This window comes from Iodobacter sp. BJB302, assembly GCF_002735645.1.
Taxonomy (GTDB): domain Bacteria; phylum Pseudomonadota; class Gammaproteobacteria; order Burkholderiales; family Chitinibacteraceae; genus Iodobacter.
On record NZ_PDZG01000003.1, the window covers coordinates 1 to 14,905 of the forward strand.

Consider the following 14,905-nt stretch of genomic DNA (forward strand, 5'->3'; position numbering starts at 1 on the left):
GTTTTGATACCCGCTTCGCCAGTTAAATATTGCTGAACGACAGAGAGCTTGAATTGCGTTGAGTACTTGGACATAAAAACACCCCAAAAATATGGACGGGTGTCCAACTTTTGGGGTGCAGTTCATTTGGGGCTTTTTTGATGCCTGACGATTGCATTAAGGCTGAATTAAATCGCTTAAATGCCGCCCCATTCTGCGGCCTTCGCGAATTGCGTAATTGGTGCCCCGGTCTTCGGGGTAGATTTGCGCCATCGAGGCTAAAAACAGGCCGCGTTTAGGGCTTTCGCAAGCGGGAATCAGCTGGCTGTAATGCTTTTCAACCACGGGTTGCGCCCAGCGGGCATGCCAGACATGGTGTTTTTTAATCCATGCTTCCTCAAATTTAGGGAACATGCGTTTTAAGTGCGGCAGGGCAAAAGCGAGCAGCTCGTCATCGCTCATTAAATATAGTGCGTCGGTGTAAGGCAGGTATTTAGATAAATAAACAATATGCTTGCCGTCGTAATTTTTAGTGCTCTGAAAATTGGTGTGCTCAATCACGCCTACAAAGGGGAAGCTTGGGTCGTTTACATTCAGCCAGTAGGTATCTGATAAGGAATGATCCAGCTCGAGCACAAGGCAAACATTGGCCAGATAGTTAATGCGGCCCAGTTTGGCTAAATACTCCGGGCTGGCCCAGCTTTCAATCATATTGGCGAGCAGTGGCAAGGCTGGGGTGGAGATCACCCTGTCTGCATGAACATCGCCATTAGCGGTTTTAATCAGCCAGCCGCCGTTGTCCGGTGCAACTGAAATTACCGGGCTGCTGGTTTGAATTTTGCCGCCAAGCTGCATGATTTTTGCGGCCAGTGCTTCAACCAGAGCAACAAAGCCGCCCTTAAAGTAGGCCAGCCGCTCTTCGCCGCCTTTACCCCGGCTGCTGCCGCGCAGTTTGAGCTTATTCCAGAACCAGACTGCTGAAATCTGATCAGCTACGGCACCAAATTTACCGCGCAATAATGGCTCCCAAACGATTTTATAAACGTTTTCCCCGCCTAATTCCCGCAGCCATTCTGCTGCCGTTTTATGCTCAAGCTCCTGCCAGTTTTCTACCTTGCGTGCTTTTAAGGCGAGTAAGCCGAGGCGGATCCGGTCTGGAAAAGCGAGGGGTTTAAATTTAAGTAAATCCCATGGCGTGGAAAGCTTGAAAAATTGATTGGCAAAATACATGCCGGTATTGCTGGGATTAATTTTTACTTTATCGCAAAGATTAAGCTCTTTAATTAACTGCATGACTTCCAGATCATTGGTGAACCAGTGGTGGTAAAAACGATCCAGTTTTTCTGACTGATCACCAATATCAAATGCGGCGGCCAGGCCGCCAATATCCGCTTCTGCTTCCAGAACAAGCACGCTCACGCCTGCTTTGCTGAGCTCATAAGCGGCAGCGAGCCCGGTAAAACCTGCGCCGATGATGGCAACTTGGGTGTGCTGGGTTGTCATTTTTTTCTCCGGGAAGGCAGATTGTTTTTTATCACTGAAAGACAAGAGAGGGCGATCATTTCTGATTGAGTAAATTCATCAGCAATGGCGTATTCCTTCATGGTTTCTTCCGCGAAATTAAGAGCCATATCCCGCCTGCCAGGGTAGGCGGGAGCCAGATCAGTAAGTGGGCGATAAGGGCAAAGGCCGCGGCGGAAATGCCGTCATTGTTCGTGAGTTTCATTGCAAGAATGGCAAAGTAATCAAAAGTGCCCACATAACCAGGGGTGCTGGGGATTAGCGTGGCCAGTGTGGCCAGCGGCAGGGCAAACCATGCGCCAGCACTATTGATTATCCCTGGTACACTTTGCGCTACACACCACAAAGTAAGCCCTTCTAAGCCCCATACAATCAGGCTGACGGCGATCAGCGGCAAAATGCGTTTCCCGCCAAGGGTAGCCAGCAGTTTGATGGCGTCTGCTGCTTCATCGGCCAGATGATTGCCACTACCGGGCGCTAATTTATGAATAAGGCGTAGGCAGGCATCAATAAGAATCTGTAAGAAGCGGGGAAACGCCAGTAATACAAAAATGAGCAGGGCGATGAGCGCTGCCCCGCCCGCGCCAATTTTTCCAAAGGTGGGCAGGCTGTGTATATTAAAAGCCCATAAGCCAAGCGCCAGAAACAGCAGCAGGCTGGCTAAATCGAGCAGTCTTTCTACAAAGATGGATGCGAGTACCTGGCCCGGGCCTGTGCCCAGCTCTTTGTTAAATGCAAAAGTGCGCGCCAGATCTCCGGCACGAAAAGGCAAAATATTATTGAGTGCCAGGCTGCTTAAGAAGGGCTGCAGGCAGGCGCGTGGTGTGGCTTTGGGGCTGTTGGCCCGCAGCATGCTGCTCCAGCGGGCTGCACGGCCGGCCAGCCCAAGCGAAAATACGATTAAGCCTGCAAGCAGCCAGAGCGGGTTGCTGCTTTTCATGGCCGCAATCAGCTGAATGCCGTCGGTTTTCTGAAAAATAAGCCCAATTAAAACAATGGCAATGATAAGTCCAATAATGGTGCGAATATGGCGTTTCATAAAGATTCTTTAAAAGAGGCGGCTGCAATCCGCCATGAGCTGCTTATGGCTGTTAAATGGATTATTTTCTGTCGGCCACGGGGCTGCGTGAAAAAGTGATCTCATCGCTAAAGCCACAATATTCCTGCACAACATAGAGTGGTCTTTGCTTGGATTCTGTATAGATGCGGCCAATGTACTCGCCTAAAATGCCGACGCAAATCAGTTGAACCCCCCCCAGGAACAGCACTGCAATCATCAGAGCCGTCCAGCCTTCTACCCAGATATTGGTAAAGATTCGTAAAAAGAGGGCATAAAAAATACCGATCAAGGCCAGAAAAGAGGCCCCCATGCCCATCGCCATGGCCAGCTGTAAAGGCTTGGCAGAGAAAGACATAATGCCATCGCTGGCAAAGCGGATCATTTTAGACAGGGGATATTTGCTCTCCCCGGCAAAGCGTTTGGCACGCTGATAAGGCAGCGCAACCTGTTTAAAACCCGCCCAGCTCACCATGCCCCGCACAAAACGATCACGCTCGGGCATGGCTTTGAGCGTGCTGACAACAGCACGGCTCATCAGCCTGAAATCACCCGTATCCAAGGGGATAGGCACATCAGACAGGCGATTAAGCAGGCGGTAAAAGCCTTTGGCTGTGGCGCGTTTAAAGGCCGATTCGCCAGGCCTGTCGGTGCGCGTGCCGTAAACTACATCGTAGCCAGCCCGCCATTTTTCTATCATGCCGTGGATGGCTTCGGGCGGGTCTTGCAGATCGGCATCGATCAGCACAACTGCATCACCCCGCGCGGCGTCGATGCCGGCTGTAACCGCGATCTGGTGCCCAAAATTGCGTGAAAAGCCAATCAGGCGAATACGATGATCGTGGGTGGCGTGCTGTTTTAATATGCTGCGTGTGGCATCTTTGCTGCCGTCATCAACAAAAATAAACTCTGTATCCAGGTTGTGTACTTCTTTGCTGAAGGCGCTCAGGCGTTTGAGTGTTTCAGCAATAACGGCTTCCTCGTTATAACAGGGCACGACAATCGACAGCAGCATCATCTCGTCATCCTCGGTGATATGGCCGTGCTTATGCCGGCTCATTATTATCGTTTAATCCAAAGCCCCATGCGGGTATCGGGCGTATCCAGGAAAGGGTGCCAGTCGTACCCGGGGCTAATTGCAGCATTGATTGTTTGCCATGCGGGCGATGTGCTTTCAGGCCTGCCCCAAACGATATATTTAACTTTGTTTTGTTGCAGCCAGGCGAGAGGATTATTTTGCGCGCCAGCGTAGAAATCTTTGATTTGCTGATTAAGCAGCCACACTTCCTGAGGCGCACCGTGCCACAGGCTGACGTGATTAGGCCAGCCAAGCAATGAAGGCTGTTGGGAATAAAGCGAGTAGAGTGTTTGATTGGTGTAAGCATCACCCAGCCAGTTTTCCAGCACGATGCCTTGTGGCGCTTGGTTTAGATAGCGGATGGTGTCTTTAACCGGGGCATCATTACTAAACCATTGCGTGCCCGCCAGTTTGCCCATATCACCCTTGGGGGTATGCCAGATATATTGCGCGGTATTGAGGGCGTAGCTGCAAGTGAGTAGTAAAACGCCAGTCGCGGTGTTGCGTACCCAGCGCTGGCCTGATCCTAATGCCATTGCGCCTGCCGTCAAAAGTGCCCCGCTCCACATCCAGCCCCACCATTTCATGGTGGTATTGGTGCGCTCAAATTTACCCACGCTTGGGTCGTCTACAAAAATAAACTCACCTAAAAGCAACATAATGGCAAAGGCCGTGACGAGGGCAATGGCCAGCGGGCGCTGGCGTTTTTCGGTCAGGGCCAGTGCAAACAATGCAAACAGCGGCCAGAGCAGCAGAATAAACTGGGCCAGCGGCGTGTGGTCAATGGAATGGACCAGGCGAATAGGCGTGCCGATGGCCTGGCTGGCAAAGCCGGCAAGGAAAGGATAAATCAACAGAAATCCAAGTGTGCCGCCTGTAAAAATGGCACCCCAGTCTGGTGGATTTTTGCAGTAATGCCGCCAGCCTGCCCAGGTAAACAGCAGCACAGCCAGCATGGGGGTGATCCATGTATTGGTGATCAGCATGACTGGCAGGGTGAGTGCCAGCAGGCCTTGGGCAAAGCGCCCGTACAGGATTTCTGCAGGCTGATCGCTGCGTTTTTGCTCCAGCCATGCGATCAGTGCCAGTGCTAAAAACAGCAGGAAAAAACCACCAAGTGGCGGATGGTAATCGCCCAGGAAAAACTGATAGCCAAAGTTTTCCAGCGGCAAATCACGTGCTTCAAAATCGGGAGTGGGTTTGGTTTCCGGGGTCAGCAAGGGGAAAAACTGTCGGCCCAAATCAGTATTGACCCGCGCATCATAGCTACCAATAAAACGCGCACTGGCCCACATTTGGTCGTTGGCCTGCCAGCTGATTGGGGTGTCGCTGACGGGGGTAACGAATAAATTTAAAAAGGGTGAAATACCGGTTCCTCCCAGAGCAAGGGCGATAATCAGTACCAGACGATGTATGCGCCCAGCAACAAAGCGGGTGGTGAATTCCCATGCAAGGCTGAGGCCCAGGGCCATTAATAGTGCAAAAGAGATGTTATAGGCGAAACCAATCTCCCAGCCAAACAGCCGCCCCACAAGGGCCGCACCGTAGTGTTGAAACGCATAATAGAAATCAAAACGATGGCCCGCAAACCAATGATCAGGCGGTGGTAATACGCTGCCTGAATAATAATTGGCCATAAAATACAGATCAGTAACCCGCTCGGATGTAGGATAAATCGCAGGGAATATAAATTTCCAAATCAGCCCATAGGCGAGAGCCAATAGAAAGGCTATTTCGGCGGCTTTAAAACGGCTGCTTCGTGCCTCTTGTTTAAACAGATAAAGAGACGCTGCAGCTAAAATAGCCGTGATGGGCCAGACGCCATTGAGATTACCTAAGCCAATAAAATGCTCAATAAAAAACAGGATTAGCGTAATCAATAGCACACCCGATGCTCTGGCTATTGCATAGGGCAGCCAGCGGCCCAGCACAAGGGTGAGGCCAGCCAGATGCAGCCACAGTAAGGCAAGGCTTGCGGCGAGGTGAATCATCGTCATTTGTGAGCATCCCTTCTTTTTATCTAGCAGCCTGTCGGGCCTAAGCTGTCCTACTGCGGAAACTCCGGACTTGGCCATATTTCGATAGTTTTTTCGTTAAATAGCCAGCTATTCGCCTCAAAAACCATCAAAATCTGTCTCAAGCCGGACATTTCCTCGCTACGGACGCTTAAGTCCGACAGGCTGCTGGGCGATGAGCGCTTGAGCCTCGTTTTTATCCTATTTCTGCATTAATTACAAATGGCAATCGTCTTTTTTTATTGATGTTGATTGCATATATTCATCCGGCTTTCGTTTTCTTGTAATAATTCTAATGGGGCAATTGGCTGGATAGTCATTCTTTATTACAGATCATCTTTTTTTAAGATTTAGTAACAGGGGATTGCTGTTGCCGGTAGCGTTCTGGAGAAAAACCAATTAATTGTTTAAACATGGCAATAAAAGCCGATGGTGTGCTGTAGCCCAGCAGCCATGCAATATCCTGGATTGTTTTGCCTTCTTTTAACCATGTCAGTGCATGTAATACACGAATGCGATTGCGCCACTGGCCAAAACTCATACCCAGTTCGCTTTGAAAACGCCGGGCCAGCGTGCGTTCGGTACTGTGTACTTCGCTGGCCCAGCTGCTTAAGCTGCGGGCATCGTCTGGGGCGGCTTGCAGCGCTTTTAAAATAGGGGAGATCAGTGTGTCGCTGCTACCGGGTAAGAAGTTTGGTGCACTTTTACACTGGCTTAAGCGGGTAATCAGCAGCTCTGCCTGATTCTGATCACTTTGATCCTGCATATGGCCCAGCTGCCGCTGCTCAAAGTCGCTGATTAAAGTGCTGATGAGCGGGGTACTGGTAAGCAGGCAGGCTTCCTTTGGCAGCAGCCGGGCTAAGCGGTCTGAAACATAGATGGATGTGTAATTGTGCGCATGGCGTGCATAGGCAGAATGCGGGATGTCTGCAGGCACCCAGATTAAGTAATTAGCGGGTGCTATTAGGTGCTGCTGTTCCAGCTCAAGACCCATAATTCCAAGGCTAATCCGGCTTAACTGGCCCCATGGGTGCTGATGGATGCTGTATTGGGTGTCTGCCTGCATCTGCTGGTAGCGCAAATACAGCGGATTGGGGGCTGGCAGGGTTAAGTCGGCAGCAAAATAGGCGTTGGGCATGGTCTGTTTATTTTAACTTGTCTGTTTCTGAATATGAATTGTCTATTCTGGCGTACTTGCATTAAAAAAGACACACTTATACTAGTGGCAATTTATTCATTCAGAAAGATAAGCGTAATGCCCATCCTTTTTCCTCTGCTGGCGGTCATGATCTGGGCCACTAATACCGTGGTCTCCAAAGCTGCGGCAGGCGTGCTTGATCCTGCCGCCATTTCTTTTTACCGCTGGTTTTTAGCGGCTTTAGTGCTCACACCTTTTTGCCTGAAAGCAGTCTGGCAACAACGGCTCGCCATTCGCCCCTATTGGGGTAAATTTTTAGTGCTGGCATTGCTGGGTATGGTGTTGTTTCAGTGCATTGCCTATTACGCAGCACATAGCACGACCGCCACTAATATGGGGGTGATTACTTCTTTGGTGCCGCTCTCATCTTTGCTGCTGAATGCTTTTATCACTAAAACCAAACCTAGTGCCGCTACCGCTCTGGGGATTTTTTGCTCGTTTTGCGGCGTGTTGTATCTGTTGGGTGAGGGGCATCCTGCAAGCTTGTTACTGAGCGGGGTTAATCATGGCGATGCCCTGATGCTGATCGGCACCGTGGCCTATGCACTGTATGGCATTCTTTTGCGTCGCTGGGCCTTGCCATTCAGCCACTGGCACAATCTGTACATACAAATTGTGCTGGCGGTTGTGATTTTGATTCCGGTGGCGTTTAGCGCGCAAACGATGGCGATTCCGGAGCAGGGTATAGGCCTGGTGCTGTTTGCAGGGATTGTTTCGTCTTTGATTGCTACCTATTGCTGGATGCAGGGTGTGCATCGCCTGGGGGTTGATCGTACGGCGGTATTTATGAATTTGCTGCCTTTATTCACGGCTTTGATTGCGATGTTCAGTCTTGGGGAAAAGATTCAGGGCTATCATTTATTAGGTGGCGGTCTGGTGCTGTCCGGGGTTGTTTTGGCACAAATTAAATCATGGCGATTTTTGTTGATTACAAAATAATGAAATAAAACGTGTTGGGTTTTATTCACAAAAACGCACTTTATTCTTTTGATTGCAAAAGAGAAAAGTGCGTTTTTCTTTGTGGCTCAGCCAGGTTTTTTTGCCGCGAAAGCTTGTATTTGCTGAGTTATAAGACCTTGCTGCAGATGATTGCCAGCACTTGTATAGCGTGGGTTTGGTGCCTGGCTGTGTGAGCATCATCGCATTGCGATGTAAGTTAAAACCCTGGGTGCTGATGTTTTTGGCATAATTCGGTTTTCGATATAAACGTGAAGCCTGAGCGATGTGTTCTAGTCAGGCTGCGTATTGGGATTTAAACCGTATTAGTTTCTTCTAATTTATTTAATGGTAATTAACTGATTAATTAAATTAAGTAAAAATTAATTATAGTTAAATAGCAGCTTGTTATAGTGTTTGGGGTTTCTGCGATCGTAATCCACAGAATGATACGGGCAGATTAATGTTTTAGAATAATTAAATACTTATTTCGCTTGCTTTTGGCTGATTGTTTTTGAGTTGTTTTTTAAAAACAATGCCTAAGCCTGGTGGGGGCTGTGTTTAGTTATGCGGCATGACTTAAGTTTGAAAATTAAATGGTTTGATGCGCTGGCATTAAGCCGGGGAGATATAAACATCATGCGAGTGACACATATTATTGCAGCGCTGGGTCTTACGCTCAGCGCGTACGCTCAGGCTGGTATTGTTGATTTTGGCGTTGCCAATGGTTACAGCGGCTTTTTCTTTGGTAATGTAAATGCCGCTTCGGACGTGGAAGGCCGTTTGGCTGTGGGCGGAAACCTGACTTCAGGGTTTGACATAGGCTATCGCAATCCCTATGGCTCCACTGCTCCTTCTTTGGTTGTACAAGGAAATGTATCTTTAACGGGCCCGTGGGGCAAAGTCGGCTCTGTTTACAATGGGCCGAAAACCAATATTGATACCAATACATCGATTGGCCCCAGCTCGATTGATCTCGGTTCGCTGAATAAGGGCAATCTTGTTTATGGTGGTGCATTAGCAGCGGTTGACTGGCAGTATGGACAGGCTGTAAAAAACGCCAGCTTTCTTGATTTTGCTGCAGCTAAGACGCAGTTGAGTGGTTTATCTTCCTTCTTATCCGGGCAGGCTCAGCTGGGTAGCTGGGTAAGCAGCAGCGGTGGCGTGGAATTAAGTGGCGATGGTAAATCAGATGTGCAGGTTTTTAATCTGGGCAATACGGCGCTGCAAAATATCTCACTGAAAAACGTGAAGGCTGGTGCCAACATCATCATTAACAGCACTCTGTCCGATGTCGTGTTTTCGGGTGATTTTGGCGGTAATTTAGCCGGATCCAAAGACCCGATGGCCCTGCATCGTGACCGGATTATTTACAATTTAAGTAATGCTAAGAGTGTAAATGTTTCGACCTTCTTAAATGGCAGCGTACTTGCCGTCAATGCGGACGTTGTTGGCTCCGGCCATCTTGAAGGTACGCTGATTGCCAATTCATTAAGTGCCGGAGCAAATGGCAAACTTGAATTAGGCTACGAGCCATATAAAGGCAGTGCATTGCCTGTGCCAGAGCCTGAAACCTACGCCCTGATGGGTTTAGGGCTGGTTGGCTTAGTGATGCGTCGCCGCAAATAAGCAGCATGATGAATAAAAAAACGGGGAAGCTTTGGCTTCCCCGTTTTTTATATGGCTGAATCACTTCAGCCCTGATGAATCGCTTACAGCCCCGCAGCAGCGCGCAGGACCTCGACTTTGTCAGTGCGCTCCCACGAGAAGTCTGGCTCTTCGCGGCCAAAGTGGCCGTAGGCTGCAGTGCGTGTGTATACCGGACGCAGCAGATCAAGCATCTGGATAATGCCTTTAGGGCGTAAATCGAAGTGCTGTTTGATCAGCTCTACAATTTCGTGCTCAGGCAATTTACCTGTGCCCCATGTATCCACCATGATCGATACTGGTTGTGCCACGCCAATTGCGTAAGACACTTGTACCAGGCATTGCTTGGCAATCCCGGCAGCAACGATGTTCTTTGCTACGTAACGGCCAGCGTAAGCGGCTGAGCGGTCTACTTTGGATGGGTCTTTACCCGAGAAAGCACCGCCGCCATGAGGGGCTGCACCGCCGTAGGTATCTACAATGATTTTACGGCCTGTTAAACCGCAATCGCCCATCGGGCCGCCGATCACAAAACGGCCTGTCGGGTTAATCAGGTATTTAGTGCCCACTAATAATTCTGGCGGGATCACTGGCTTGATGATTTCTTCAATCACGGCTTCAGAAAGCTGAGCGTGGCTGACATCCGGGTGGTGCTGGGTAGACAGCACAATGGTGTCGATGCCTGTCGCCATGCCGGTGTCTTTATCATAGCGAACGGTCACTTGCGATTTAGCATCCGGGCGCAGCCATGGCAGGCGGCCGTCTTTGCGTACTTCAGACTGCCGCTGCATCAGGCGGTGCGAGTAGTAAATCGGCATAGGCATAAGCTGCGGTGTTTCATCGCAGGCGTAGCCAAACATCAGGCCCTGATCACCAGCGCCTTGGTCTAAATCTAAGCCCTGGCCTTCGTTTACGCCCTGGGCGATATCCGGGCTTTGTTTGTCGTAAGCCACCAGCACGGCGCAGGTTTTGTAATCAAAGCCAATATCGCTGTGGTCGTAACCGATACGCTTGATGGTATCGCGGGCAATTTGAATATAATCCACATTGGCATGCGTGGTAATTTCACCCGCCAGGACCACAAGACCGGTATTTACCAGTGTTTCGGCTGCAACGCGGGCGTGTTTGTCTTGCGTCAGAATAGCGTCAAGGATGGAATCCGAGATTTGGTCTGCCACCTTATCTGGATGGCCTTCAGAAACCGATTCAGAGGTAAAGAGGAATTCTTGCATTATTGTTTCCCTGTCAATGAGGGGCTTACTAAGGGTTTTTTTCATAAAGTGATTTGTTACGTGCTTGCACAAATGACTTATTGTCCTAAACGCTTAGTAACAGCCTGTTTTGCCGGTAGAATCCGGAGCCTGCCCTTGGATGCGTAAAAACCTGATGCTGCTGCTTAAACCTATTGCTTACTTGCCCCTATGGCTATTTCATGGCCTTGGAGCCTTGCTTGGCTGGCTGGCTTGGCTGTTATCGCCACGCTACAGACAGCGTTTGGCTGCCAACTTGCAGCAGTCGGGTATTGCGCAAAATGGCGGAGATTATAAGCGATTGCACCGCTTAAGTGTGAGTGCCCACGGCATGGGGGCGTTAGAACTTTTACCAGCCTGGCTTAGAACGCCAGAGCAGGTTGGCCGTTGGGTGAAGGAACGCGACGGTTGGGAGCATGTTGAAGCGGCAATGCAAAGTGGTCGGCCCATGATGTTTGTTTCTCCGCATCTTGGTGGAATCGAAGTCTGTGGTGTGTATATAAGCACACAGATTCCCTGCGTGCTGGCCGCTTTATACCGGCCTCCCAAGCTTAAATGGTTAGAGCCTCTGATGGTGACAGGCCGAAACCGTGCCAATGGGCGTGCTGCTCCTGCCAATGCCAGTGGCGTAAAGATCTTACTTCGCACCTTAAAAGAGAAGCAAGCAATTTATATACTCCCCGATCAGGCTCCTGGGGCCGGGGAGGGGGCTTGGGCCCCGTTTTTTGGTAAGCTTGCTTACACCATGACTTTATTGCCCCGTTTAAGCAAATCTACTCAGCCCGTGATCCTGATGTGCTTTGCCGAGCGTCTGTCATGGGGGCGTGGATTTAAAATGCATTTTGCCCCGCTGGATGAAGCCTTCGTGGGCGATGCACAGGCTGATGCCCTTATTTTGAATCGTAATGTAGAAGCCATGATACGCCGTGCTCCCAGCCAGTATTTGTGGAGTTATAACCGCTATAAGCGCCCCGCAGGCGCACCCTTGCCCGAGGATGTATGAGTTACCGTTTGTTGATTGTTTTGTTCTGGTGTTTAAGCTGGCTGCCTTTATCTCTCTTACGCGGCCTGGGATCTGTGCTGGGCCGGGTGCTTTATTTTGCAGTAAAGAGCCGGCGTAAAATCGGGCTGACTAATTTACAACTCTGTTTTCCAGAGTGGCCCAAGGGGCAGCATGAGCGGGTATTAAAACAACACTACCAGGAGCTGTGCACCTGCATTTTTTACTACAGTAAGCTTTGGTTTTGTTCGCAGGCGCAAGTAGAGCGCCTGGTGCGCCGCGAAGGTTTTGAGCATTTTGTTAAGGCAGAAACAGAGCACGTTATTATTCTGGCCCCGCATTTTTTGGGGCTGGATTTTGGCGGTGTGCGGCATATGGTTGATCATCGCGGGGCGAGCATGTATTCCTCTTCCCACGATAATGCTTTTGATTTAATGCTGCTGCGCGGGCGCAGCCGTTTTAATGCGCCGCTGCTGGTGAAGCGCAGCGAAGGCATTCGCGGTATTTTGCGGGCTATTAAACAGGGCATCTGTTTTTACTATCTGCCTGATCAGGATCTGGGGCCTAAAGAATCTGTGTTTGTTCCATTTTTTGGGATTCAGACGGCCACGGTACCTGGCCTGTCACGTCTTGCTTTAATGGGCAAAGCAAAAGTACTGCCCATGATTACCACGCTGGAAAAAGATGGCTTTGTCAGCCGTTACTACCCCGCATGGGAAAACTTTCCCAGCGATGATGCGCTGGCAGATACGGCCCGTATGAATGCTTTTATTGAAGAGCGGATTCGTGAGCACCCTTCGCAGTATTACTGGCTGCACCGCCGCTTTAAAACCCGCCCTGAGGGTGAGGCAAGCTTATATTAAAGCCTTGAGTTGGCCTGTTGCTGCCCCAGCCGTTTCTTTGGGGAGAGTAAAGCCGGCCAAAGAGACTGGCCTTAACGGGCTTTTCCCGGGAAAGGGCTGTGCTGCGTAAAGCCTATGGTTTTGATGTTTTTTTGCAATAAGCCGAAGCGGCCATTTAATCAGTCATCCTGATGCAACTGCTGCAAAAGCTCACGCAGGCACTGGCTATCTTCCGCAATCAGCATTTTTTCTACCAATGGCTTAATTTTTTGCATTTCGCCGGTTAGAATTTCTTGCTTTACCTTTAGCAGCTGAATCGGCAGCATAGAAAAACGTCTTAAGCCAAGGCCCAGTAAGAGCCGCGTGAGCGCCGGGTCCCCCGCCATTTCCCCGCACATTGAAACTGGCTTGCCAAGGCGGTTGGCGGTGCTGATTACATGGTGCAGCAGCTGAATAACGGCCGGGTGCAGCGGGTCATAAAGGTGAGAAACCGAATCGTCGTTTCGGTCAACGGCCAGCGTATATTGAATTAAGTCATTCGTGCCGATCGAGATAAAATCCAGATGCGCTAAAAACTGGGCAACCTGTACTGCTGCTGCGGGCACTTCGATCATGCCGCCCAGCTCGATATTTTCATCAAAAGCGATATTATCTTCGCGTAATTGTGCTTTGGCTTCTTCAAGATGCTTACGGGTCTGTCTTACTTCGCCCACATAAGAGAGCATGGGCAGCAGCAGCTTGATTTTGCCATAGGCAGAGGCCCGCAGCAGAGCGCGCAGCTGGGTGCGGAACATCTGTGGCTCGGCCATGCAAAGACGAATACCGGTCAGCCCCAGTGCCGGGTTAGGCGTTTCACGCTCCTGCTGCCATTTGGGTATTTTGTCTTTACCCAGGTCTACTGTACGGATAATCACCGGCTGGCCTTTCATAGCTTCAGCGACTTGTTTGTAGGCGAGGAACTGTTCTTCTTCAGTGGGTAAATCGGATTCGGATAAGAATAAAAATTCGGAGCGGAACAGGCCGACGCCCGTTGCCCCGTTTTCTATGGACAAAATGCAATCGTCGGGTACTTCAATATTGGCAAACAGCTCGATTTCTTCGCCATCTTTGGTAACAGGGCGGCTGGTGCGGATATCTTGCAGTGCTTGTTGTTTTTTCAGCCAGTCTGCTTGCAGGTGGCGGTATTCTTTGAGGATGATTTCATCGGGGTCGATAATCACCACGCCGTTAATGCCGTCAACAATAATCAGCTCATCTTCGCGGATCAGCTCGCGGGCGTGGCGCAGCGCCAGCACCGATGGCAAATCTAAGCTGCGGGCCAGAATAGCGGTGTGAGAAGTCGGGCCACCCACATCAGTAATAAAAGCCAGGTAGGCCGTATCTTTAAACAGCACCATATCGGCCGGGCTGAGATCGTGTGCAACCAGAATGCAGTCGGGGGCAATTTCGGCAAGGGCGTGTGAATGGTTTTCGTGGCCTGCCAGCGTTTTAAAGACCCGCTCTACCACCTGAATCACATCGCTGCGGCGCTCGCGCAGGTATTCGTCTTCGATCTCATCAAACTGAGCGAGCAGTACTTCCAGCTGCAGCTTAAGCGCCCATTCCGCATTGCAATGCTGCTGTTCGATCAGATTGCGCGGCTCTTTGGAGAGCATATGATCATTCAGCAGCATAATATGCAGCGATAAAAATGCGCCCAGCTCGGCAGGGGCATTTTCAGGGATACTGCCCCAAAGCATTTCTAAGGATTTTCGGGTTACCCGGATGGCATCATCAAAGCGGGCCAGCTCGGCGGGGATGTCTGCATCAGTCAGTTGATAGTGAGCAATTTCGATATCGGCATGCGATATAAGGTGGGCCTGCCCAATTGCAATCCCACCCCCAATGCCAATCCCTTGCAGCGTAATGCTCATAAACCTTCCTCTTTTACCACCGTGCCGGTGATCGCGGTCGTTATTTTGAGTACAAAACTGATCTGAACTATCCCTGATAATGCCCGTTGTCTTGCTGTTTTAAATAAATATTTTATGACTATATGATGATGCAGAGCGTATAAGACAGAGCCTTATTCGCCTTCGCCAAACTTATCAGCGATTAAGGCAGAGATTGCCGTCATAGCGCTTTCTGCATCCGGGCCGTTGTCGGTTTCTAGCAGAATTTTGCTGCCTTTGCCCGCGGCTAACATCATGACGCCCATGATTGACTTGGCGTTCACCCGTTTTTGATTACGGCTAAGCCAGACTTCACACTGAAACTGGCTTGCCAGCTGGGTGAGCTTGCTGGATGCACGGGCATGTAAACCCAATTTGTTTATGATTTCTACTTCACTTGTTGGCATATCACTTATTCCTGAGCGCTGCTGAGCAGCTTATAGAGAATACC

General features: G+C 50.0%; 12 protein-coding genes. 4 read left to right on the top strand and 8 right to left on the bottom strand.

The window, feature by feature from the left end; genetic code table 11:
* Positions 1-156 precede the first annotated feature (156 nt).
* The 5 genes from CSQ88_RS01435 to CSQ88_RS01455 all read right to left on the bottom strand — a co-directional run bounded on the left by CSQ88_RS01435 (position 157) and on the right by CSQ88_RS01455 (position 6,788).
* Positions 157-1,482, bottom strand: coding sequence for an NAD(P)/FAD-dependent oxidoreductase (locus CSQ88_RS01435; RefSeq protein ID WP_099396346.1), 1,326 nt, complete (start codon positions 1,480-1,482; stop codon positions 157-159).
* A 97-nt stretch (positions 1,483-1,579) separates the two neighbouring features.
* Positions 1,580-2,539 (bottom strand): lysylphosphatidylglycerol synthase transmembrane domain-containing protein, encoded by a 960-nt coding sequence (locus CSQ88_RS01440; RefSeq protein WP_099396347.1) that lies wholly within the window; start codon positions 2,537-2,539, stop codon positions 1,580-1,582.
* A 61-nt stretch (positions 2,540-2,600) separates the two neighbouring features.
* Positions 2,601-3,617: a glycosyltransferase family 2 protein gene (locus CSQ88_RS01445; protein ID WP_257212398.1), complete on the bottom strand. Its 1,017-nt coding sequence runs from the start codon at positions 3,615-3,617 to the stop codon at positions 2,601-2,603.
* A gap of 2 nt (positions 3,618-3,619) precedes the next feature.
* Positions 3,620-5,632 (bottom strand): DUF2298 domain-containing protein, encoded by a 2,013-nt coding sequence (locus CSQ88_RS01450; protein WP_180273490.1) that lies wholly within the window; start codon positions 5,630-5,632, stop codon positions 3,620-3,622.
* A gap of 361 nt (positions 5,633-5,993) precedes the next feature.
* The gene (locus tag CSQ88_RS01455) at positions 5,994-6,788 is read right to left on the bottom strand and encodes a helix-turn-helix domain-containing protein (protein WP_099396349.1); all 795 of its coding nucleotides are present in this window, start codon (positions 6,786-6,788) and stop codon (positions 5,994-5,996) included.
* A gap of 117 nt (positions 6,789-6,905) precedes the next feature.
* Between CSQ88_RS01455 and CSQ88_RS01460 the strand changes: the two genes are divergently transcribed.
* Positions 6,906-7,787, top strand: a complete 882-nt coding sequence (locus tag CSQ88_RS01460) for a DMT family transporter (protein WP_099396350.1) — start codon at positions 6,906-6,908, stop codon at positions 7,785-7,787.
* Between the two features lie 636 nt (positions 7,788-8,423).
* Entirely contained in the window at positions 8,424-9,413 is a 990-nt protein-coding gene (locus CSQ88_RS01470) for a collagen-binding domain-containing protein (RefSeq protein WP_099396440.1), read from the top strand.
* 83 nt (positions 9,414-9,496) lie between these two features.
* Here CSQ88_RS01470 and metK read toward each other — a convergent pair whose 3' ends face one another.
* Complete coding sequence (gene metK / locus CSQ88_RS01475; protein WP_099396352.1) at positions 9,497-10,663, bottom strand: methionine adenosyltransferase; 1,167 nt, start codon at positions 10,661-10,663, stop codon at positions 9,497-9,499.
* Between the two features lie 139 nt (positions 10,664-10,802).
* Between metK and CSQ88_RS01480 the strand changes: the two genes are divergently transcribed.
* Complete coding sequence (locus tag CSQ88_RS01480; RefSeq protein WP_099396353.1) at positions 10,803-11,684, top strand: lysophospholipid acyltransferase family protein; 882 nt, start codon at positions 10,803-10,805, stop codon at positions 11,682-11,684.
* Positions 11,681-12,544: a lysophospholipid acyltransferase family protein gene (locus CSQ88_RS01485; protein ID WP_099396354.1), complete on the top strand. Its 864-nt coding sequence runs from the start codon at positions 11,681-11,683 to the stop codon at positions 12,542-12,544. Before CSQ88_RS01480 ends, CSQ88_RS01485 begins: the two co-directional genes overlap by 4 nt.
* A gap of 158 nt (positions 12,545-12,702) precedes the next feature.
* Here the strand turns inward: CSQ88_RS01485 and ptsP are convergent, their stop codons facing one another.
* Complete coding sequence (gene ptsP, locus CSQ88_RS01490; RefSeq protein WP_099396355.1) at positions 12,703-14,436, bottom strand: phosphoenolpyruvate--protein phosphotransferase; 1,734 nt, start codon at positions 14,434-14,436, stop codon at positions 12,703-12,705.
* Between the two features lie 152 nt (positions 14,437-14,588).
* A complete protein-coding gene (locus tag CSQ88_RS01495; RefSeq protein WP_099396356.1) occupies positions 14,589-14,861 on the bottom strand; it encodes an HPr family phosphocarrier protein in 273 nt (90 codons plus the stop codon).
* Between the last annotated feature and the right edge of the window lie 44 nt (positions 14,862-14,905).

Excerpts from the sequence above, each read along its gene's own strand:
- CSQ88_RS01485 (WP_099396354.1), top strand. The coding sequence starts at position 11,681 with ATGAGTTACCGTTTGTTGATTGTTTTGTTCTGGTGTTTAAGCTGGCTG.
- ptsP (WP_099396355.1), bottom strand. The coding sequence starts at position 14,436 with ATGAGCATTACGCTGCAAGGGATTGGCATTGGGGGTGGGATTGCAATT.
- CSQ88_RS01470 (WP_099396440.1), top strand. The coding sequence starts at position 8,424 with ATGCGAGTGACACATATTATTGCAGCGCTGGGTCTTACGCTCAGCGCG.
- CSQ88_RS01450 (WP_180273490.1), bottom strand. The coding sequence starts at position 5,632 with ATGACGATGATTCACCTCGCCGCAAGCCTTGCCTTACTGTGGCTGCAT.
- CSQ88_RS01460 (WP_099396350.1), top strand. The coding sequence starts at position 6,906 with ATGCCCATCCTTTTTCCTCTGCTGGCGGTCATGATCTGGGCCACTAAT.
- CSQ88_RS01495 (WP_099396356.1), bottom strand. The coding sequence starts at position 14,861 with ATGCCAACAAGTGAAGTAGAAATCATAAACAAATTGGGTTTACATGCC.
- CSQ88_RS01440 (WP_099396347.1), bottom strand. The coding sequence starts at position 2,539 with ATGAAACGCCATATTCGCACCATTATTGGACTTATCATTGCCATTGTT.
- CSQ88_RS01480 (WP_099396353.1), top strand. The coding sequence starts at position 10,803 with ATGCGTAAAAACCTGATGCTGCTGCTTAAACCTATTGCTTACTTGCCC.
- CSQ88_RS01455 (WP_099396349.1), bottom strand. The coding sequence starts at position 6,788 with ATGCCCAACGCCTATTTTGCTGCCGACTTAACCCTGCCAGCCCCCAAT.
- CSQ88_RS01445 (WP_257212398.1), bottom strand. The coding sequence starts at position 3,617 with ATGAGCCGGCATAAGCACGGCCATATCACCGAGGATGACGAGATGATG.
- CSQ88_RS01435 (WP_099396346.1), bottom strand. The coding sequence starts at position 1,482 with ATGACAACCCAGCACACCCAAGTTGCCATCATCGGCGCAGGTTTTACC.
- metK (WP_099396352.1), bottom strand. The coding sequence starts at position 10,663 with ATGCAAGAATTCCTCTTTACCTCTGAATCGGTTTCTGAAGGCCATCCA.